This is a genomic window from Paractinoplanes deccanensis (assembly GCF_016862115.1).
GTDB classification, from domain to species: domain Bacteria; phylum Actinomycetota; class Actinomycetes; order Mycobacteriales; family Micromonosporaceae; genus Actinoplanes; species Actinoplanes deccanensis.
This window is the reverse complement of the sequence record NZ_BOMI01000063.1, coordinates 38767-57085: the sequence shown is the minus strand read 5'-3', so window position 1 is coordinate 57085 and position 18319 is coordinate 38767. Positions and strand designations below refer to the sequence as shown.

The window sequence follows — 18319 nt, the reverse complement described above, 5'->3', positions numbered from 1 at the left end:
GAGGAGCTTCCATGCACGCCCTGACAACCCCCACGATCACGATCGAGTACGAGGTGACGACCGCGGCCGAGCCCACCGTCGTGTTCCTGCCGGCCTGGATGATCACCAACCGCCGGATGTGGAGCGCGCAGGTCGCCGCGCTCGCCGGGCAGTTCACGACCATCTCGTACGACGGGCGCGGCACCGGCGGATCGAGCCGCCCGCTGGACCCGGCCGCCTACGACCCCGCCGAGCTGATCGCCGACCTGATCGCCGTGCTGGACGACGCCGGCGTGCGGCGGGCCGTGCTGGTCGGCAACTCGCTCGGCGGCCTGGTCGCGTTCCTGGCGGCCGCGCTGCGCCCCGACCGGGTCGCCGGGCTGGTCCTGATCGGCGCGAGCGTCGACCTGCGCGGCGCCGAGCCGAGCGCCCTCCAGCGGGCGATGGCCACCTTCGACGACGAGGACGGCGCGGCGGAGTCCGGCTGGCGTCACTACAACCGGCACGCGTGGCGCCGCGACTACCCTGGCTTCGTGGACTGGTTCGTGGCGACCGCCCTGGGCTGCGAGGCCACCCCGGAGACTCTCGCCGAGGGCCGTGCCGCGGGCCTCGACAACACGCCCGAGCTGCTGGCAGCCACCCTGCGCGGCCGCGCGAGCGGCGACTCCGCGCGCCTGCGCGCCCTGGCCACCCGCATCACCGCGCCGGCACTGGTCATCCACGGCGACCACGACGAGATCGTCCCGCCCGCCTGGGGGCGCGAGCTCGCCGCGGTGCTCGGCGCCCGGCACGCCGAGCTGCCCGGTGCGGGCCACTGCCCGCACGTGACCCGCCCGGCCGAGGTCGCCGCGCTGGTGCGCGAGCTCGGGGAGGCGCTGCGATGACCGCCTTCACCGCTCACCCCGTGCGCGGCAGGCTGAACGCCGCCGTCCTGCGCGGCGCCGACCGCTACGGCGAGCGGCTCTTCGGCGACCGCAAGCGTGAGCTGTTCGCCGCCCTTCCGGACACCGTCGTCGAGATCGGGCCGGGCACCGGGGCCAACCTGCGCCACTACCGGCCCGGCACCCGGCTCGTCGCGATCGAGCCCAACCCGTACATGCACGGGCCCTTGCTGGCGGAGGCCCGGCGCCGCGACATCACCGTCGACCTGCGCGGCGCGAGCGCGGACAGCACCGGGCTGGCCGACGGCGAGGCCGAGGCGGTCGTCAGCACGCTCGTCCTGTGCACGGTGCCCGATCCCGGCGCGGCCGTCCGCGAGATCGCCCGCATCCTGCGCCCCGGCGGCCGGCTGCTCTTCGTCGAGCACGTGGGCGCCGGCCCCGGCACCGGCTACGGCCGCTTGCAGCGTCTGGTCGCGCGGCCGTGGCGCTGGCTCTTCGAGGGCTGCGACGTGCGCCGCGACACCGAGGGCCAGCTGCGGGCAGCCGGTTTCGCCGGCCTGTCCGTGTCCCGCTACCACCTGCGCTCGGTGTTCCTGCCGATCAACACGCAGATCGCCGGCGTGGCGGTGCGCTGATGCGGTTCGGGGTGCTCGGCGCCGTGCGCGCGTACGCGGCGGACGGCACCCCGATCCCGCTCGGCGACCGGCAGCGCGCCGTGCTGGCCGCGCTGCTCGCCCGCAACGGCCGCGCGGTGCCCGCCGACCGGCTCGCCGACCTGGTGTGGGGCGCCAGGCAGCCGGCCGACCCCGCGGCGGCGCTGCACAGCCAGATCTCACGGCTGCGGCGGGCGCTGCCGGCTGACACCGAGCTCGTCACCGAGCCGCCCGGCTACGCGCTGCGGGTGGACCGGGACGACCTCGACTCGGCCCGCTTCGACGCACTGGTCGCGGCGGCCGCCCGGCAACCGCCCGCCGGCGCGGCGACGTCGCTGGCGGAGGCCCTGCGTTTGTGGCGCGGTGACGCGTACGCCGAACTGGCGGGTGACGAGATCGCCCGGCTGGAGGCCATCCGCCTCGAAGAGGCGCGCCTGCACGCGACCGAACAGTGGCACCGCGCCCTGCTGGAGGACGGCCGGGCCGCGGAGTCGCTGCCCGGCCTGGAGGCGTTCGTGGCCGGGCATCCGCTGCGCGAACAGGCCCGCGATCTGCTGCTGCGCACCCTGTACGCGCTCGGCCGGCACGCCGAGGCGCTGGCGAGCTACCGCGACTACGCCGACCGGCTCGCCGACGAGCTGGGCCTCGAACCGGCCGCCGCGATCCGCGACACCCACCTGCGCGTGCTCCGGCACGACCTGCCGCGCGAGGTGGCCGCCGCCCCGCCGCTGTCCCGCATGAGCGCCGTCTACCTCGCGGTGCCCGGCGGCCACAGCATCGCCACGGCGACCCTGGGCGAGGGGCCGCCGCTGATCGCCCTGCCCGGCTGGGTGTCGGCGATCGACGTCATCGCGTCCGGCCGGGACCCCCGTTCCAGCCTCCTCCAGCGCCTCGCCGGCCGGTGCGCGCTCACCCTCTACGACCGCCAGGGCACCGGCCTGTCCCGCGGCCCGGTGAGCGACCACGGTCTGGGCGCCGCCGTGGCCGAGCTTCGTGCGGTGGCCGGCCGTCACGGCGTACCGGTGAGTCTCCTGGCCATGTCCGAAGCCGGACCGGTGGCAGTGGCCCTCGCCGCCACCCACCCCGAGCTCGTCGACCGGCTCGTCCTGTTCGGCACGTACGCGACCGGCCCGGCCACGTTCCGCAGGCCCGAGCTGAACGCCGCCCTGGTCGCCATGGTGCGCACCCACTGGGGCCTCGGCTCGAAGCTGTTCGCCGACCTCTACCGCCCCGGCGCGACCGACCACGCCGCCCGCCACCTGGCCGAGGTCCTGCGCGACTCCGCCGACCGCGAGACCGCCGCCGCCTACCTGGAAGCCGCCTACGAGGCGGACGCCGGCCCGCTGCTCCCGCGCGTCACCGCGCCCGCCCTGATCCTGCACTACAAGGGCGACCGCGTGGTCCCCTTCGACGGCGGCCGCCACCTCGCCGCGGGCCTGCCCGGCGCCCGGCTGGTCGCCCTGGACGGCCGCTTCCACCTGCCCGACGCCGCCGACCTCGACCGCATCGTCGACGAGATAGCGGGTTTCCTCAAGGCGTGACGCCCGGCTCCCAGAGCAGGAGCTGCCGGTGATGCGCGAAACCGTTGCGCGCATAGAAATCCACCGCACGCCGTCCGGAGTGGACGGTGACGTGCTGAAGACCCCGTTCCCGCGCCTCGTCCAGGATCGCCGCCATCAGCGCGGCCCCCACACCCCGGTTGCGCCACTCCTGCCGAACCATGACCGACTGCACGTCCCCGTACCCCCGCTCGAACGCCGCACCGCCCGGCACCCGCGACGCGACATGCAGCCAGGCCGCGCCCACCACCCGCCCAGCCACCTCGGCAACGAACGGAAGATGCGTCCCGGCGTGGGCAATCATCCAGTCACCGAACGCCCCGACCCGCTCCGCCGCGATGTCCCGCAACTCCGCGAGCGCCGCCACGTCGGCCTCGCCCCCTCTACGCACGATCACCAGGCGGAGTCTAGGACCTCACGACGCCGCCACCTGGCGCGTCTGGTCCTCATCGGCCATGGTGGATCTATGGTTCTTCCGCGCTTCGCCGGCATTCGGGCCCTTGCCGTCGTGTCCTGTGCCACGGCGGGTGAGGTCGTGGCCGCTCTCGGCAAGGCTCGCGACGGTGTCCGACGAGCGGCACGCGGGCAGCCTCCTGGACTTCACCCCGTGGGGCGGCGCCTACAACCGGGTGCCGCCGGACGCGACGGCGTTCCCGCACCGCGACGCCCGGTTCCTGCTCAAGCAGACGGCCACGGTGGCACCCGGCGCGCGGCCGGGCCCCTGGCTGGACGAGTCCCACGCGCTCACCCACCCGTACGGCACCGGCGGCGCCTACCCGAACTTCCCCGAGCCCGGCCTGCCCGACGAGGCGTACTACCTCGGCAACACCGCCCGCCTGCGGCGGATCCGCGAGACGTACGACCCCTCGGGGTTGTTCACGACGGCTGCCGGCTGACCGGTGCGGGCGCGACGGGGACCTTCGTGGCGCCGATCCGCCGCATGCGCTCGGTTCCCCAGGTGCCGAGCGGTTCCAGGGCGGTGTTCAGCGCTACGCCGTGCTCGGTCAGCCGGTACTCGACCTTCGGCGGCACCTCCGCATAGACCTTGCGGTGCACCAGGCCGTCCTCCTCCAGTTCCCGCAGATGCTGGACCAGCATCTTCTCGCTGACGCCCGGCAGGCCACGCCGAAGCTCGGCGAATCGGCGGGTTCCGTGATGGTGGAGCTCCCACAGGATCAGCACTTTCCATTTGCCCGAGACGACGTCCATGGCCGCGTCGATGCCACAGAAGTACGGGCCTTGCCGCGTCGTTGCCATCCGGCCCCCCACTTACCGAAAGGTGAGTACCTGACGAAATAGTCGGTACTGGCGAACTCTACCGGCGGCCGTGAGGATCGAGAGGCGACCCGATCACGGAAGGTGTGACCAGCAACGATGACGACGAATGAACGTACTCAGGTGAGCGTTCTCGGCCTCGGCGCGATGGGCGGCGTCCTCGCCGCGGCCGCGGTGCGCGACGGATACGAGACGACCGTGTGGAACCGCTCGGCGGGACGGGCGCAGGCCCTCGTCGCCGAGGGTGCCGTGGCGGCCCCGACGGCGGGGGAGGCGATCCGGGGCAGCCAGATCGTCGTCGTCTGCCTGCTGGACCACGCCTCGGTCCATGAGGTCCTTGATCCGCTGGTCGGTGACCTGGCCGGCCGGACGCTCCTCAACGTGACCACCACGTCGCCGGCGGAGGCGCGTGAGCTGGCGGCCTGGGCCGCCGCGTCCGGCGTGGAATATCTGGACGGCGGCATCCTCGCGGTGCCGGCGATGATCGGGCAGCCCGGTTCAACGATTCTCTGCAGTGGCTCGGCGGCCGCCTTCGGCCGGTGCGCACCGCTCCTGGACCGGTGGGGCAAGAGCACCTACTTCGGCGAGGATGCGGGGCTCGCGTCGCTGTACGATCTGGCGCTGCTCGCGAGCATGTACGTCATGTTCGCGGGCTTCCTTCACGGCGCCGCGATGGTCGCGCCGGCCGGCGTGAGCGCCCGCGAGTTCGCCGGGATGGCAGCACCGTGGCTGACCGCCATGACCGGCGGCTTCGACGGCTTCGCGGCGGTGATCGACGGCAAGGACTACACCGTCGCGGGGCAGCAGAGCCTGGAGTTCTCGGACCTGAGCCACATCGTGTCCGCCAGCGCCGAGCAGGGCATCAGCACCGAGGTGATCGATATGGTCCAGCGCCTCGTCCGGCGTCAGATCGACCTGGGACACGGCAGCGACGGCTTCGCCCGGATCATCGAGAGCATCAAGGCTCCCGCCTGAGGCCGGGGGCTCGCCCGAGGTTCGTCGCGGTCATCAGGGCGGTCAGCAGGGCGATCCGCTCGGTGATGCCGGATGCCGAGACCCATTCGTGGCGGGCGTGGGCGCCGCCGCCTCGGGGGGCCAGGCCGTCGACTGTGGGGACGCCGAGGGCGCCGGTGGTGTTGGTGTCGGCGGCGCCGTCGGCGGGGCTGCCGTTCAGGGGCTGGCCGATCGACGCGGCTACCTCGATGACGCGGGCCAGCAGGGCGCTGCCGGGCTCGGAGGGGCGCCACGTCGGGCGGTGAGCGAGGAGGCTGGTGGCGATGCGGGCGCGGTCGCGCACCGGAGTCAGATTGTCGAGGCCGGCCAGGACGGCCTTTTCGTCGGCGGGATCGAGGAAGCGCAGGCCCAGGTCGGCGCGGGCGTGGCCGGCGACGACGTTGGTGCGGCCGCCGCCCTCGACGGTGCCGGTGTTGAGCAGGACGGGGCGGCCGGCCACCAGGGCGCGGAAGGCGATGAGCTGGTCGATCAGCTCGTCGATGGCGTTGACGCCGGCGTCGGGGTCGAGGGCGGCGTGTGCCTCGATGCCGGTCACCTCGATGCGGGCGCGGGTGCTGCCGCGGCGGCCGGTCTTGAGGTCGCCGTTCGGGTGCGGCGGCTCCAGGCCGAAGACGGCCGCGGCCTTCGCCGCCTCGGCGCGCACGAGGCCGGTCGCGCTGGGCGAGCCGATCTCCTCGTCGGCCACGACCAGCACGCGAATCTCAGGCCGGACATCTCCGATTTGTCCGCGAGGCAAAGGGGGAACGGACGGGGAGATGGCCGCATCGGGGGAGGGGGGCGTGCCCGGCGAGGAAGGCGTGCCGGCGGAGGGGGGCGTGCCGGGGGAGGGCGGCGCGCCCGGCGAGGAAGGCGTGCTCGGGGAGGGGGCGGCCCCGATCGCTGTGGCGGCGGCCAGGAGGGCTGCGAGGCCGGCCTTCGTGTCGTACACGCCGGGGCCTTTGATGGTGTCGCCGTCGATCGACCACGGCATGTCCCGGAGGGTGCCGAGCGGCCAAACGGTGTCGTAGTGGCTCAGGAAGAGCAGCGGGCTCCGCGGGTCGCCCGGCAGGGACCAGAGCAGGTGGCCGTCCTCGCGGTCGGTGTGGAAGCCGGCTCGGGCGGCGTCGGCGATCAGCACCTCGGCGAGCGCGTCCAGAGCCTTGCGGTCGCCGGTGGGGGACTCCAGCAGCGTGTAGCGGTGCAGCGCCTCGATCGGGGACATATACGAACGCTAAATTCGGACAGGGGCGTTGTCAACAGCGATGATCAAGCGCATCATGCCCGTTATACGTTTCGTATCTTTGCTCCAGGGGGTGGGCGGGTGACCGACCGGATGGTGGTGCGCGAGCTGATCGGGCTCGGGGAGTGGACGGCGGCCTCGGCGCTGTACCGGTCCGTTTTCGGTTATCGGCAGCCCGAGTTCGGGATCAGCCCGCGGCTGCTCGCCGCGCTGCGCGAGAACGCGGGCACGGTGCTCGGCGCGTTCGACGGCGCGGGGGAGCTCGTCGGGTTCTGCTACGGCTTCTGCGCCGTCGAGGAGGGCGAGATCTACCATTACTCGCAGGCCGCGGTGGTCAAGGCGGGCCTGCAGGGCGCGGGTGTCGGCCGCAAGCTCAAACAGGCCCAGGCCGAGGCGGCGCGGGGCACCGGCGCGCGCACGATGCGGTGGACCTTCGACGCGTACGCGCTGCGCAACGCCCACTTCAACTTCGCGGTGCTCGGCGCCACCGCGATCCGGTTCCTGCCCGACTACTACGACGACGGCGACTCCGACCGGCTCCTCGTCTCCTGGGATCTCTACCAGGCGCCGCCGCAGACGTCCGAGCTGACCACCGTGACGGCTCCGGCCACCGATCGGTACGCGGCGCCACAACCCGAGGACCGCGACAAGCTGCGCCAGGAGCTGATGGACGCGTTCCGCGCCGGCGGCAGGCTCGTCGGCGTCGAGCGCCGGCACGACGCGCCCGGCGAGGTCGGCTACACGTTCACCCGGGCCGCCCGGTGACCACGCCCGCCGAGCGCTTCGACCGCAACGTCCAGCGCCGCTCCGCCCAGGTCCTCAAGCAGCGCGTGCTCGACCAGCAGCGCACCGAGTTCGGCAAGGCGCTCGCCTGGGCCGCCGAGCACGACGCGATCGAGGCGGCCGCCGCGCGCATCGTCTCCGCGCGGCGCCGGTTCCTGCTCGGCAACGGCAAGTCGCATGCGTACGCGGCGCTGCTCGCCGCCGACCTCAGCGCCGGCCTGTCCGGGGTCCACCTCGTCGACGGCGCCACCGTGCGCCCGCTCGACATGCTCAGCGACATCCGCCAGGGCGACCTGCTCGTGGCGGTGTCGATGGAGCGCTACCGACGGGACACCGTGGACGTCGCCGACGCGTACGCCCGGCACGGTGGCGACCTCATCCTCGTGACCGACGCCCCGGACGCGCCGCTCGCCGACGCCGCCGGCATCAGCATCGTCGTCGAGCGGGACAGCGCCTCGTACGCGAACTCGCCGACCTCGATCGTGCTCGCCCTGCACCTGTTGGCCACCCTGACCATCGCCAGCTCCAAGGGCGCGGGCCGTCGGCTCCACGAGCGCGACGCCCTCGCCCGCGAGCTCCATCTCTACGTGGACGAATCATGACCCGGATCGCAACCGTTCAGCTGCGCCGCGTGCGCCTGCCGCTGGTGCACGAGTTCCAGACCAGCTCCCACGCCAAGCGGGAGCTCGAGCACATCCTCGTCACCCTCGTCGACGCGGACGGCGCCGAGGGCTGGGGCGAGATCGCCTCGCCCAGCGGCCCGTTCTACTCCGCCGAGACGGTCGACACGTGCTGGTCCGTGGCTCGCGACCACCTGGCGCCGCTCGCGCTCAAGGCCGGCTTCGACCAGCCGTCCGGGCTGTTCGCCACGCTCGCCAAGGTGCGCGGCAACCAGTTCGCCCGGGCCGGCTTCGACATGGCCGCCTGGTCCCTGGCGACGGCGGTGTCCGGCACGCCGCTGGCCGAGGCGCTGGGCGGCACGCGTACCCAGGTCGAAGCGGGTGTCTCGCTGGGCATCGAAGCCACCATCGACGACCTGCTGGCACAGGTGGACAAGCGCGTGGCCGAGGGCTACCGGCGCGTCAAGCTGAAGATCGCCCCAGGGTGGGACGTCGAGCCGGTCCGGGCCGTGCGGTCCGCGTTCCCGTCGGTCCCGCTGCACGTCGACGCGAACGGCGTCTACACCCCCGCCGACCTCGACGTCATGAAGGAGCTCGACGGCTTCGGCCTTCTGATGATCGAGCAGCCGTACGCTCCCCGCGCGCTCGTCGCGACGGCGGAGCTCCAGGAGCGGCTGTCCACCCCCGTCTGCCTGGACGAGTCGATCGAGGAGCTGGACGACCTGCGGACCGCGCTGCGCCTCGGATCCGGGCGCATCCTCAACATCAAGGTCTCCCGGATGGGTGGTCTGACCGCCGCCGTACGGGCACACGACCTCGCCCGCGACCACGGCGTCCCCGTCTGGTGCGGGGGCATGCACGAGTTCGGCATCGGCCGCGCCGCGAACGTGGCCCTGAGCGCACTGCCCGGCTTCACCCTGCCGTCCGACGTCTCCGGCTCCGACAAGTACTACGCCCGCGACATCACCACCCGCCCGATCGTCAGCACCGCCGGCCTCGTCGGCGTGCCCACGACTGCCGGCCTCGGCTACGAGCCCGACCGGGAGTTCATCGCCGCGCGCACCAACGATTTCCTCGAACTCCGGCGAAGTTAATCGACACCTATTGATTCGTTAACGTCGGCATCGGAGTCTCTGAGCACCCCCACCAAGGAGGCTCCGATGATCCGTCGAACCCTCGTCGTCCTGCTGCTCACCCTCGCCGCCCTCATCCCCGCCGGCGTGGCCCAGGCGGCCGACAGCAAGGCCACCGTCCTGTCCACCTGGACCCAGCCCACCGCCACCAGCTTCAACGCCTGGAACGCCGCCCGCACCAACCGCGACCCGTGGGCCTCGTACGGCTTCGACTGGTCCACCGACTACTGCTCGTCCAGCCCCGACAACCCGCTCGGCTTCGCCTTCGACATCCCGTGCTGGCACCACGACTTCGGCTACCGCAACTACAAGGCCATCGGCACCTTCTCGGCCAACAAGTCCCGCATCGACGACACCTTCTACGCCGACCTCCAGCGCGTGTGCGCCACGTACAGCTCCGCCGTTCGCCCCGCCTGCACCAGCCTCGCCTGGACCTACTACCAGGCGGTGCGGCTCTTCGGCTCGCTCAGCGCCGTGCAGCAGAAGGATCTGGACCGGGCGGCAGCCCTCCTCTGACAGCGGGCACCCGGCATGGCAGAGCGGCCACCGCCCGCCATGCCGGACCCGTGGCCGCCGTCGGTGATATGAGCGGCCGGCACGGCGCCGCCCGGCCGCTCGGCCCACACCTCGGCCCGCGTGCTCTCCCGCGCCAGATCGTCGCCGGTCATGCGCGCCTCCAAGCCGGCGAGGCGGTCATCGAGGCACACGCCGAAGCCTCGCTTGCCGCGCCTTGCGCGACCGTTGCCGGCGAGCTTGTCGAAGTGGGCGGCCGTCGTCGCGGCGTGTCGATCCGGCGACCTGTTCGGCGAACGTCCGCATCCCGCAGGCGGTGTTCACGCGGAAGAACCGGCGCGACAAAACCAAAGCGGCACTCGTGACAGGCATGCGCCCGGTCGCTGAAGTGCCCACATCACGCATGCTGCCGCCGCCCTCGGAGTCCTCGCCACGACCCGCGGCGGCGGGCCGGGGAGGGCCGCTCTCAGGGCTCGGCCGGGGCCGGGGGCTCGATCTTGTAGGCCATGACGATGGCGGCGATGAACAGGGCCGGGGCGGCCATCCAAAGCACGAGGAAGTCTTCGCGGCCGTCGTTGGCGAGGATCAGGGCCAGCATGAACGATGCTGCCAGGAGGCCGATCGACCAGGTCGCGTAGAAGCGTTTCGAGTGGGGGCGTGCGGGTGGCTCGTTCGTCGCCGTCACGCCGGGGTTGAGGGTGGCCCACTCCTCGGCGACCTCCGGGGGCACGCCGGTGATGCGCAGGTCGCCGGCGCGGTTGTGCGACACCAGCTGGTCGGGTGCGGTGGTCCTGCTCTCGACGAGGGTCCACAGCAGGGTGAGGAGCGCGCCCGCGAAGCTGAGCTCGGGGCGGGTGAAGAAGCCGGCGGCGAACAGCGCTGGCGCGGCGAGGCTCACCGTCAGCGACCAGGGCGCGAGGCGGGCGGTGCGGCGTACCGCGTGGGCGGTGTGCGCGTCGAGGGGCAGCCGCTGCGCGGGCTTGCGCCGGAAACGCCACATGCTCGTCGGCACGTCGGCCCAGACGGGGTCGGGTGTGCCGTCGGTCACGGCCCGGGCGGGCATCCGGAGGGACGCGACCTGAGCTGCGGGAACGACGATATCCATGATGTGCCGAATGGTAGCGGGGCGGCGCACGCCCGGGAATCCGTCTAGCCTGTGCGCCATGCTCCAGGTGCGGCCCGCGCGGTGATCGATCATGTTCTGACGGCGATGGTGCGCCATCGCCGGGTGGCGCTCGTCGCCGCCCTGCTCGCCGGGCTCGGGCTCGCGCTCGGGGACGCCCACGCGGTGGCGTTCGCGCTCGTCGCCTGCCTGATCGTGTTCAGTGTCCTCGCGCTGAAGTATCGGCGGCCCACGCGGCTCGAGGTCGAGGACCGGGCGTTCGCGACGCTGGTGTGGCCGCAACCGGTGGCCCTGGCGGTGGCCCTCACCGTGCTGGGCGGCAACAGCGTCTACAACTACCTCGCCGCCGCGATCGACGGGGACCTGGACGGCCTCGACGTCACCCTCGCCGTGCTCTACATCGCGGTGCTGGCGATGCTGTGGTTCGTCGTCTGGACGCCGCCGCGGCTGCGCCTCACGCCGGACGGGATCGTGCAGCGCCGCCCGCTCGGGTCGCGCGTGGTGCCGTGGGAGGCCCTCGACCCCGTCGCGCCGCTGTTCGCCGAGGACCGCGCCCGCGTCGTGCTGAACGTCGAGCGCGGCGACCTGGTCGCGGCGCGTGGCCTTCCCGGGCGGGCGTACAGCCTGGAGAGCGGGACCGATCCCGCCTTCCTCTGCCGGGTGATCACCGAGTACGTGACGGAGCCCGGCTCGCGCGCGGCGATCGGCACCGAGGCGGAGCTCAATCGGCTGAACCGCCTCTGACCGGCCCACCCCTGCCCTAGAGTCGGCATTTGGGGAGAAAGCCGGACCGAAGGGGTGCGTGGTGTTCGAGCCGATGCTCATCGGAGGCGCGGCCCATTTCGACTGGGCGGAGCCGGACGGGGTGCTGGCCACCTACGTCTCGCAGATGGACCGCCTCAGCGAGGCCGTCGACCCGGGCGTGCCGCTCGGGCTCAGCGTGGGCGGCCTGCTCGTCAGCGGCGAGCTGATCCCGCAGTGGCAGTGGTTCGCCGAGGTCAGCGAGCTCAACGACCACGAGGACGCCTTCTACGTCGGCACCGCCGAGCACGTGAAGGAGCAGTCCGACCTGGCGCACGCCGCCATCCGCTCCCGCGACATCGGCGACGAGGTCACCCAGCGCCAGTACGCGGCGTTGATGGCACCGACGCGCTACATCCACCTGCGCAACGCGCGCATCCATTACCCCGGGACGCAGCCCAGCAAGGGACGGCTGTGGCGGGGGCGCCTTTCCGAGATCTCCGGCTGGACGCCGGGCGCCAGCATCTGACTCGCGTTTGAAGATCCATCGCGGTCGACGCGTTTTCGGCCGTACGGGTGTTTCTCCGTCACCTCCTTTAGGCAACGATGGGTGCCTACCGCGGGGAGGTGGCGGCCATCGCAGAGCCCAACACACTCGATCAGTTTCCCTACGAGCAGGTCGCCACCTGGCTTCGTGAGGGCAGCATCATTCCTTTCATCGGCGCTGGCGCCTCCCGGGTGGGCGCCGCGGAGCCCGTGCTGCCGGACGGGCGGGGCCTGGCCGAACAGCTGACCAGGAAGATGGGTGAGGCCTTTCCCCGGGGCGAGCCGGCCGATCTGGCCAAGGTGTCGCAGTTCTTCGAGCACACGGTCTTCGACCGGGACGCCCTGTACGACTACCTGCACGATCTTTTCGAGCACGGCCAGAAGGACAACGAGCCGGGCACCGTCGCCCGGATGCTGGCCGAGATGCCCCGCGACAACGCGCCGTTGTTCGTCGTCACCACCAATTACGACTCCTTCCTCGAACGGGCGTTCCGCGCGGCGGGCAAACCGGTCTGTGTGATCACGCAGAACATGCGCGATCCCGACGGCGGGTCCACCAAGGTGCGGTTGACGCTGCCCGACGGCACGACCGAGACCGAGGCGAGCAGCGAGTTCCAGTGGTACGACGCCAGTCGCTTCCCCAGCGATTGCACGTTCCTGTTCAAGATGCACGGCTCGGCCCATCGCCGCCGCGGCCCGGACGATCTCATCGTCACCGAGGACGACTACATCGACTTCATGGTCAACACCGGGGGCAGCAGCTCACCGTACTTCCCACCGGCCTCGCTGACCGCCGCCTACAAGCAACGGCGCTTCCTTTTCCTGGGCTTTTCGCTGTACGACTGGAACTTCCGCGCTTTCCTGCGCATGCTCGCGCTGCGCAACGCGCTGTCCGGGCGCCAGGCGCGCCGGCACTGGGCCATCCAGCTGCGCCCGCCGTCCATCGAGGTCGACCTCTGGCAGCAGCGCAACGTCTCGGTCTACGACGGCGACCTCGCCGACTTCTGCGCGAAGATCCAGTCGTGCTGGCCCGGCGGACCGGCCACGCCGCTCGGAGGGACGCGATGAGAAACCCGTGGGTGGGCCTGCGGCCGTTCACGTCGTCGGAGAGCGACCTCTTCTTCGGCCGGCGCCGCGAGGCGCAGATCCTGGGCAACCTGGTCGCGACCCAGGCCGTCCTGGTCCTCTACGCGCCCAGCGGCACCGGCAAGTCGTCGCTGCTCAACGCCGGTCTCGTGCCGGCCATCCGGCACGACGAGAGCCAGGTGGCGGTGGTCGTCGGCAACGATCAGGACCCGATGGAGGCCCTCCGGTCGGCCCTCGCGCAGACCGGCTGGCGGGTGCCGCCCGAGCTGGGCCTGGCCGAGCTGATGAACGAGTTCTGGCTCGACCAGGACCGCCGGACCATCGTGATCATCGACCAGTTCGAGGAACGGATCAACGCCGGGCACCAGCTGGAGGACCTCTACGCGGCGATGACCAAGCTGTCGCACAGCCGCTCCGACGCCGGCTGTGTGCTGCTGAGCATCCGCGAGGACTACATCGGGGCGCTCGAACCCCTGATGCGGCGGATCCCTGGACTCATGGACGGCAGCTATCGGGTGCCGCCGCTGTCGAGGGTGGCGCTCGAATCGGCGATCTACGGCCCGCTGCGCACGATCGAGTCCACCGTCTCGGTGAGCGAGAACCTGGTGCGGCAGTCGCTGGACGACCTCTTCCAGCGCTCCAACCTGTCCCAGGAGCCGGGCGAGCAGAGGTTCGAGCCCGGCTACTTCCAGATCGTCTGGCAGCGCCTGTGGGACGACAACGCCCAGCGCGGTGGCCACGAGCTGACCTTGGAACGCTACCGGAAGCTGGGCGGGGCCACGCGGATCCTGAAGGACTTCACGTCGGGCATCCTCAATGGGCTGGAGCCGGCCCAGGCGCAGATGTTCTGGGCGATCTCACGCTATCTGGTGCTGCCGACGGGGGCGAAGACATCGCTCACGGTCGACGACCTCACCCAGCTCCTCCAGCCCTCCGACTACGTCAAGTCGTTCACTCAATCGGGCGGTGGCCGAGCCCGCTCCTGGCTCACCCATCTTTCGCCGCACCAGACCACCCGGCTCGTCCGCCAGGTACTGCAGCGGCTCACCTCGAGTCAGGCACCGCTCTTCCAGCGGGTGATCCGCTCGGACCGGGAAGAGTACGAGCTCCTGCACGATCTGCTCGGAAAAATCCTCTTGGAGTGGCGCCGAGAATACGAAGAAGTGATCGTCCAGCAAACCAGCCGGGTGGCAACGGACCTGCAAGAATCGCTGGATCGGATGCTGCACGGATTGACGCCCGGGGAATTTCTCTCAGGCACCACGGAACCGAGCGATGAGGCGCTCGAGGAGTTCATGGGGTCGTCCGCCGACTACATTACGCATTTCGGCCGAGAGCTGCGTGACGGCTTCAGAGGGTCCACGACCCGGGAGATCGACGCCGCTGTGGATCGGGCCGTCATGTTCAAGATTGTCGGCGACACGGTCATGTCCGGCAATATGAGCCTCCGATACGAGATGCGCCGACGGCTGTCCGAACATGGTGCCTCGTACGGCCTCAACACGCTCGACTTCATCAGGGTGGCCCTGGAGCACCCTCGGGACGACGTTCGCCGGAAGTTGCAGAGCACCGCGCCGTATTTGGTCGAGACCCCGACGGAATATACGCCGCGCAAGAAAAGCAGCCCGTTGCGCGTCGCCTTCGGCGTGCTCGTCGGGGCGTTTGCCGCGGTGGCCTCTTTCGCCGCCGCTTATGCGATCAGCGAAGGCATCTTCTCCGTTCTGGAGATTCAATACCCGTTCCTGACGATCAGCATCCTCGCCTTGCTCTACACCGCGGTTTACGCCGGTACTGCCACCGATGAGGCCTCGGCGCGAAATGGTGCTATCGCGGTATTTGCGCCTTTCTTGCGCCCCGGGCGGGGGCTCGCGCGGCTACGACGGGGGCTCATGACCTGGCCGTTACCGGCTCTGTATCTCACGCTCTTCTGTCTGCTCGGCGCCTGGCTGTTCGGCCTCGCGGGGTGGGCGCCGACCGCAGGGTTCAATCTGGCCGCCTTGCCGGGGCTGTTCGGAATGGCCCTCCTGAGCGTCTGGGCGTATGAAGCGTGATGTGGTCAGGGTGCCGGCTCAAGGGTGAGTGCGAAGATCGACCCGCCTGACGGGTCGGGGGTGTAGGTGATGTCGCCCTCGTTCGCCTGGGCCAGCCCTCGCACGATGTAGAGGCCCAGCCCTGTGCCCCGCACACTGGTGGCGTCGCGTTCGGCGCGGGCCAGACGCTGGAAGAGGCGCGGCCGGAACTCCGCCGGCACGCCGGGGCCGTTGTCGGCCACGCTGATCGTCACCCGCGTGCCGCTGTGGTCCAGGGTGATCGAGGTGGCGCCGCCGCCGTACTTCGCCGCGTTGGAGAGCAGGTTCGCCAGGATCTGCTGAAGATGCCCCGGGTTGCACAGCGCCTGGCAGTCGTCGCCCAGCACCGGCAGGCTCTCCATGTCCATCGCCACCAGGGCCTGGGCGATCTGCTCGCGGAGCGCGACCTTCTGCCGTACGGCCGTGATCGAGCCCGCGTCGATGGAGACCATCGCCAGCACCTCGCGCACGATGTCGTCGAGCCGCCCGGCCTGCCGGGTGATCGCCTCGACCGCCCTCTCGCGCAGCGCCGGCGGGTGGTCGTCGTCGGCGAGCACCTCGGCGTAGCCGCGGATCGACGAGAGCGGGTTGCCGATCTCGTGGCCGAGCATGCCGATGATGTCGAGCTTCAGCTGGTTCGCCGCCTCCAGCTCGGTGTTGCGCTCGGCCAGCGCGGCGGCCGCCCGGTCCCGGTCCGCCTCGGCGGCCCGGCGCGCGGACACGTCCGTGAACACGCCGATGAGGTGCTTCGGCCGGCCGCCGGCCTCGCGGACCACCGAGAACGTCGCCGCCACGTCGACCCAGTGGCCGTCGGCGTGGCGCAGGCGCCCTTCCTGGGTGTACGCGTCGCGCTCGCCGGTGAACAGGTCGGCCCGGTGCCGGCGGCTCTCCGTCAGGTCGTCGGGGTGCACCAGCTCCCGGTCGAGGCGGCCCACGAGCTCGTCCACGGTGTGGCCGAGCATCGCCGCGTACGCCGGGTTGACCGACACGAGCGAGCCGTCCAGCCCGTAGATCGCCTGCCCGGCCGCGGAGTGGGTGAACTGGGCGCGGAACCGTTGCTCGCTCTCGGCGAGGGCCTGCTCCGCGGCGCGGGCCGCGGTCACATCCGTGTTGATCTCGAGGACCTGGTCGGCGGGCAGGTGCAGCACCTGCCGGCTGAGCACGGTGACGACCCGGCCGGCCGCGGTGAGGTGCTCGAGCTGGCCGTCCCAGTGCCCGTCGCGCACCAGCCCGTCGAGCGCGTCCTGCTCGGTCGTCTCGTCCGGGAAGACCGTGGAGAGCAGCCGGTTGATGTTCTTGCCGGCGACCGCGGGCAGCGGCCACCCGTACAGCTGCTCGGCGCCCGCGTTCCACCAGCGGATGGTGCCGTCGCGGTCGCGCACGATCACCGCGGCCGGGATCAGCTCGAGCAGGCGCGCCTGGCGGCGCAGCTCGGCCTCGGCGGCCCGCTGGGCGGTCACGTCCTCGACCTGGCTGACGAGATAGAGGGGGCGTCCGGCTTCGTCGCGGACCTCGGCCGTACGGGAGGACACCCACACCTCGTGGCCGTCCTTGTGCCGGTAGCGCACCACCTCCCGGGCCGACGGCGACGGCCGCCGGTCCCCGGGGACGAGCAGGTCGGCATACCGCATGCGCAGCAGCTCGTCGGCGCGGTAGCCGGTGATCGCCGACATGGCCGGGTTGGCCTGCAGGTAGCGGCCGGCGTCGTCCTCGGCGAGGCTGATCAGGCCGACGCCGAGCGGCGAGTTGTCGAAGGTCATCCGGAAGCGGGTCTCGCTCGCCTCCAGCAGGGCCAGCGCGTGGGTGCGCTCGACCAGCAGGGCGGCGTTGCGCGCGGCGTCGTCGGCGTGCTGGAGCGCCGAGCTGAGGCTGTCGGCGAGCAGGGCGAGCTGCTGCACCTCGGGTGCGTCGAACGCGCCGGTGCGGGCCGACGACACCTTCAGGCAGCCGATGACCCGGTTCTCCGCGTACAGCGGGGCGATCATCATCGAGCCGATGCCGTGGCGCCGGCACGCGGCCCGGTCGACGCGCGGGTCGGTGGACGTGTCGGCGCAGTGCGCGGGCGCGCCGGTGGTCAGCACCTGGCCGCTGAGCGACCCGGCGACCGGCACCCGGGCGCCCTCCGCCACCGCCAGCGTGCCCGCCGTGGCGGCGAAGACCAGCTCGCCGCCCTCGGCCAGCTCGGCCGCCGCGCCGTCGGCGTCCTCGAAGAGCTCGACCGCGCGGGCCGCGACCACCCGCAGGGCGGCGTCGCGGTCGGCGGCGGCCGCGGTGACGTCGCGCTGCACGGCGAGCGTGGCGCGCAGGCGCTGCACCTCGCGCTCGGCGGCGAGCGCGGCGGCCCGTTCGGCGGTGATGTCCTGGAGTTGCACGAGCCGCCAGCGGCGCCCGTCCGGGCCGGGGATCAGCGACAGGCTGACCCGGGTCCAGCTGATCCGCCCGTCGGCGTGCCGCAGCCGGTTGTCGTACTGCACGTCGGCGGCGCCGCGTAGCAGTTCGAGGCGGGCGCGGGCGCTCGCCTCGATGTCGGCCGGGTCGGTGATCTCCCGGTGGGTGAGCCCGATCAGCTCCTCGATCGGGCGGCCGGTGAGCTCGGCGGCGGCCGCGTTGGCCCGCCGGAACCGGCCGTGCTCGTCGGCGATGAGCAGGCCGATCGGGCTGCCGTCGAACGCGGTGCGGAACTGCTCCTCGCTGCGCTCGTGTGCCTTCTGCGCCGCGAGGGTGGCGGTGACGTCGACGAGCTGGCCGAGCAGGTGCACGGGCTCGCCGTCGTCGTCGCGCAGCAGCGTGACGGTGAGCAGTCCGTGGGTGAGCCCGCCGTCGCGGCGCCGATACCGCTTGTGCACGCGGTAGCTCTCGACGCGCCCGGCCAGCAGGTCGGCCGCCTGCGCCGCGTCGTTGTCGAAGTCCTCCGGGTGGATGATCGACTTGCGGGGACGCGCGAGCAGCTCCTCGGGGGCGTAGCCGAGCATGGCGGCGATCGCGGGGTTGACACGCACCCACTCGCCGTCGAGGTCCACCACGGCCATGCCGATCGGCGACGATTCGAACAGCGCGCCGAAGGAGGGCGGAGCCGCCGTACGAAGCATGTCTTATACATCGGCCGCGGCGGGGCCGATGTGAGG

At 71.9% G+C, this 18319-nt stretch carries 18 protein-coding genes; 13 read left to right on the top strand and 5 right to left on the bottom strand.

Features of this window, described 5'->3' with window-relative positions:
• Positions 1 to 11: 11 nt before the first annotated feature.
• The 3 genes from Ade02nite_RS16345 to Ade02nite_RS16335 are packed head-to-tail and all read left to right on the top strand — an operon-like array spanning position 12 to position 3054.
• Positions 12 to 863: an alpha/beta fold hydrolase gene (locus Ade02nite_RS16345; RefSeq protein WP_203763243.1), complete on the top strand. Its 852-nt coding sequence runs from the start codon at positions 12 to 14 to the stop codon at positions 861 to 863.
• Positions 860 to 1495: a class I SAM-dependent methyltransferase gene (locus Ade02nite_RS16340; RefSeq protein ID WP_203763240.1), complete on the top strand. Its 636-nt coding sequence runs from the start codon at positions 860 to 862 to the stop codon at positions 1493 to 1495. The genes Ade02nite_RS16345 and Ade02nite_RS16340 overlap by 4 nt, the downstream gene beginning before the upstream one ends.
• Positions 1495 to 3054 (top strand): bifunctional AfsR/SARP family transcriptional regulator/alpha/beta hydrolase, encoded by a 1560-nt coding sequence (locus Ade02nite_RS16335; protein ID WP_203763237.1) that lies wholly within the window; start codon positions 1495 to 1497, stop codon positions 3052 to 3054. The genes Ade02nite_RS16340 and Ade02nite_RS16335 overlap by 1 nt, the downstream gene beginning before the upstream one ends.
• On the opposite strand, the gene Ade02nite_RS16330 is transcribed toward Ade02nite_RS16335, so the two are convergent.
• On the bottom strand, positions 3044 to 3469 hold the full coding sequence (locus Ade02nite_RS16330) for a GNAT family N-acetyltransferase (protein WP_239168803.1): 426 nt from the start codon (positions 3467 to 3469) through the stop codon (positions 3044 to 3046). The genes Ade02nite_RS16335 and Ade02nite_RS16330 overlap by 11 nt on opposite strands.
• A 166-nt stretch (positions 3470 to 3635) precedes the next feature.
• Between Ade02nite_RS16330 and Ade02nite_RS16325 the strand changes: the two genes are divergently transcribed.
• Positions 3636 to 3968, top strand: a complete 333-nt coding sequence (locus Ade02nite_RS16325) for a BBE domain-containing protein (RefSeq protein WP_203763234.1) — start codon at positions 3636 to 3638, stop codon at positions 3966 to 3968.
• Here the strand turns inward: Ade02nite_RS16325 and Ade02nite_RS16320 are convergent.
• On the bottom strand, positions 3949 to 4329 hold the full coding sequence (locus Ade02nite_RS16320; protein ID WP_203763231.1) for a winged helix-turn-helix transcriptional regulator: 381 nt from the start codon (positions 4327 to 4329) through the stop codon (positions 3949 to 3951). The genes Ade02nite_RS16325 and Ade02nite_RS16320 overlap by 20 nt on opposite strands.
• Positions 4330 to 4470: 141 nt before the next feature.
• Between Ade02nite_RS16320 and Ade02nite_RS16315 the strand changes: the two genes are divergently transcribed.
• Positions 4471 to 5322 carry an NAD(P)-dependent oxidoreductase gene (locus Ade02nite_RS16315; protein WP_239168802.1) on the top strand — a complete coding sequence of 284 codons (852 nt, stop codon included), beginning with the start codon at positions 4471 to 4473 and terminating at the stop codon, positions 5320 to 5322.
• Here Ade02nite_RS16315 and Ade02nite_RS16310 read toward each other — a convergent pair.
• Positions 5306 to 6562, bottom strand: coding sequence for a M20/M25/M40 family metallo-hydrolase (locus Ade02nite_RS16310; protein ID WP_239168801.1), 1257 nt, complete (start codon positions 6560 to 6562; stop codon positions 5306 to 5308). The two genes, Ade02nite_RS16315 and Ade02nite_RS16310, sit on opposite strands and share 17 nt — an antisense overlap.
• 99 nt (positions 6563 to 6661) lie before the next feature.
• On the opposite strand from Ade02nite_RS16310, the gene Ade02nite_RS16305 reads away from it, so the two are divergent.
• The 4 genes from Ade02nite_RS16305 (at position 6662) to Ade02nite_RS16290 (ending at position 9632) form a co-directional block, all read left to right on the top strand.
• The gene (locus tag Ade02nite_RS16305; protein ID WP_239168800.1) at positions 6662 to 7345 is read left to right on the top strand and encodes a GNAT family N-acetyltransferase; all 684 of its coding nucleotides are present in this window, start codon (positions 6662 to 6664) and stop codon (positions 7343 to 7345) included.
• Positions 7342 to 7965, top strand: coding sequence for an SIS domain-containing protein (locus Ade02nite_RS16300; protein WP_203763223.1), 624 nt, complete (start codon positions 7342 to 7344; stop codon positions 7963 to 7965). The genes Ade02nite_RS16305 and Ade02nite_RS16300 overlap by 4 nt, the downstream gene beginning before the upstream one ends.
• The gene (gene menC / locus Ade02nite_RS16295) at positions 7962 to 9077 is read left to right on the top strand and encodes an o-succinylbenzoate synthase (RefSeq protein WP_203763220.1); all 1116 of its coding nucleotides are present in this window, start codon (positions 7962 to 7964) and stop codon (positions 9075 to 9077) included. Before Ade02nite_RS16300 ends, menC begins: the two co-directional genes overlap by 4 nt.
• A 66-nt stretch (positions 9078 to 9143) precedes the next feature.
• Entirely contained in the window at positions 9144 to 9632 is a 489-nt protein-coding gene (locus tag Ade02nite_RS16290) for a phospholipase (protein ID WP_203763217.1), read from the top strand.
• A 463-nt stretch (positions 9633 to 10095) separates the two neighbouring features.
• Here the strand turns inward: Ade02nite_RS16290 and Ade02nite_RS16285 are convergent, their stop codons facing one another.
• Positions 10096 to 10734 (bottom strand): hypothetical protein, encoded by a 639-nt coding sequence (locus tag Ade02nite_RS16285; RefSeq protein ID WP_203763214.1) that lies wholly within the window; start codon positions 10732 to 10734, stop codon positions 10096 to 10098.
• An 81-nt stretch (positions 10735 to 10815) separates the two neighbouring features.
• On the opposite strand from Ade02nite_RS16285, the gene Ade02nite_RS16280 reads away from it, so the two are divergent.
• The 4 genes from Ade02nite_RS16280 to Ade02nite_RS16265 all read left to right on the top strand — a co-directional run bounded on the left by Ade02nite_RS16280 (position 10816) and on the right by Ade02nite_RS16265 (position 15176).
• Entirely contained in the window at positions 10816 to 11496 is a 681-nt protein-coding gene (locus Ade02nite_RS16280) for a PH domain-containing protein (RefSeq protein WP_203763211.1), read from the top strand.
• A gap of 61 nt (positions 11497 to 11557) precedes the next feature.
• On the top strand, positions 11558 to 12022 hold the full coding sequence (locus Ade02nite_RS16275; protein WP_239168799.1) for a GvpU-like protein: 465 nt from the start codon (positions 11558 to 11560) through the stop codon (positions 12020 to 12022).
• Positions 12023 to 12120: 98 nt separating this feature from the next.
• Positions 12121 to 13107 carry an SIR2 family NAD-dependent protein deacylase gene (locus Ade02nite_RS16270; RefSeq protein WP_203763208.1) on the top strand — a complete coding sequence of 329 codons (987 nt, stop codon included), beginning with the start codon at positions 12121 to 12123 and terminating at the stop codon, positions 13105 to 13107.
• Entirely contained in the window at positions 13104 to 15176 is a 2073-nt protein-coding gene (locus tag Ade02nite_RS16265) for an ATP-binding protein (RefSeq protein ID WP_203763205.1), read from the top strand. The genes Ade02nite_RS16270 and Ade02nite_RS16265 overlap by 4 nt, the downstream gene beginning before the upstream one ends.
• A 5-nt stretch (positions 15177 to 15181) precedes the next feature.
• Here the strand turns inward: Ade02nite_RS16265 and Ade02nite_RS16260 are convergent, their stop codons facing one another.
• Entirely contained in the window at positions 15182 to 18283 is a 3102-nt protein-coding gene (locus Ade02nite_RS16260; RefSeq protein ID WP_203763203.1) for a PAS domain S-box protein, read from the bottom strand.
• Between the last annotated feature and the right edge of the window lie 36 nt (positions 18284 to 18319).

Bases quoted from the DNA above. Each gene is read 5' to 3' on its own strand.
- Ade02nite_RS16345 (WP_203763243.1), top strand. From the start codon at position 12: ATGCACGCCCTGACAACCCCCACGATCACGATCGAGTACGAGGTGACG.
- Ade02nite_RS16340 (WP_203763240.1), top strand. From the start codon at position 860: ATGACCGCCTTCACCGCTCACCCCGTGCGCGGCAGGCTGAACGCCGCC.
- Ade02nite_RS16335 (WP_203763237.1), top strand. From the start codon at position 1,495: ATGCGGTTCGGGGTGCTCGGCGCCGTGCGCGCGTACGCGGCGGACGGC.
- Ade02nite_RS16320 (WP_203763231.1), bottom strand. From the start codon at position 4,329: ATGGCAACGACGCGGCAAGGCCCGTACTTCTGTGGCATCGACGCGGCC.
- Ade02nite_RS16310 (WP_239168801.1), bottom strand. From the start codon at position 6,562: ATGTCCCCGATCGAGGCGCTGCACCGCTACACGCTGCTGGAGTCCCCC.
- menC (WP_203763220.1), top strand. From the start codon at position 7,962: ATGACCCGGATCGCAACCGTTCAGCTGCGCCGCGTGCGCCTGCCGCTG.
- Ade02nite_RS16290 (WP_203763217.1), top strand. From the start codon at position 9,144: ATGATCCGTCGAACCCTCGTCGTCCTGCTGCTCACCCTCGCCGCCCTC.
- Ade02nite_RS16285 (WP_203763214.1), bottom strand. From the start codon at position 10,734: ATGGATATCGTCGTTCCCGCAGCTCAGGTCGCGTCCCTCCGGATGCCC.
- Ade02nite_RS16265 (WP_203763205.1), top strand. From the start codon at position 13,104: ATGAGAAACCCGTGGGTGGGCCTGCGGCCGTTCACGTCGTCGGAGAGC.
- Ade02nite_RS16260 (WP_203763203.1), bottom strand. From the start codon at position 18,283: ATGCTTCGTACGGCGGCTCCGCCCTCCTTCGGCGCGCTGTTCGAATCG.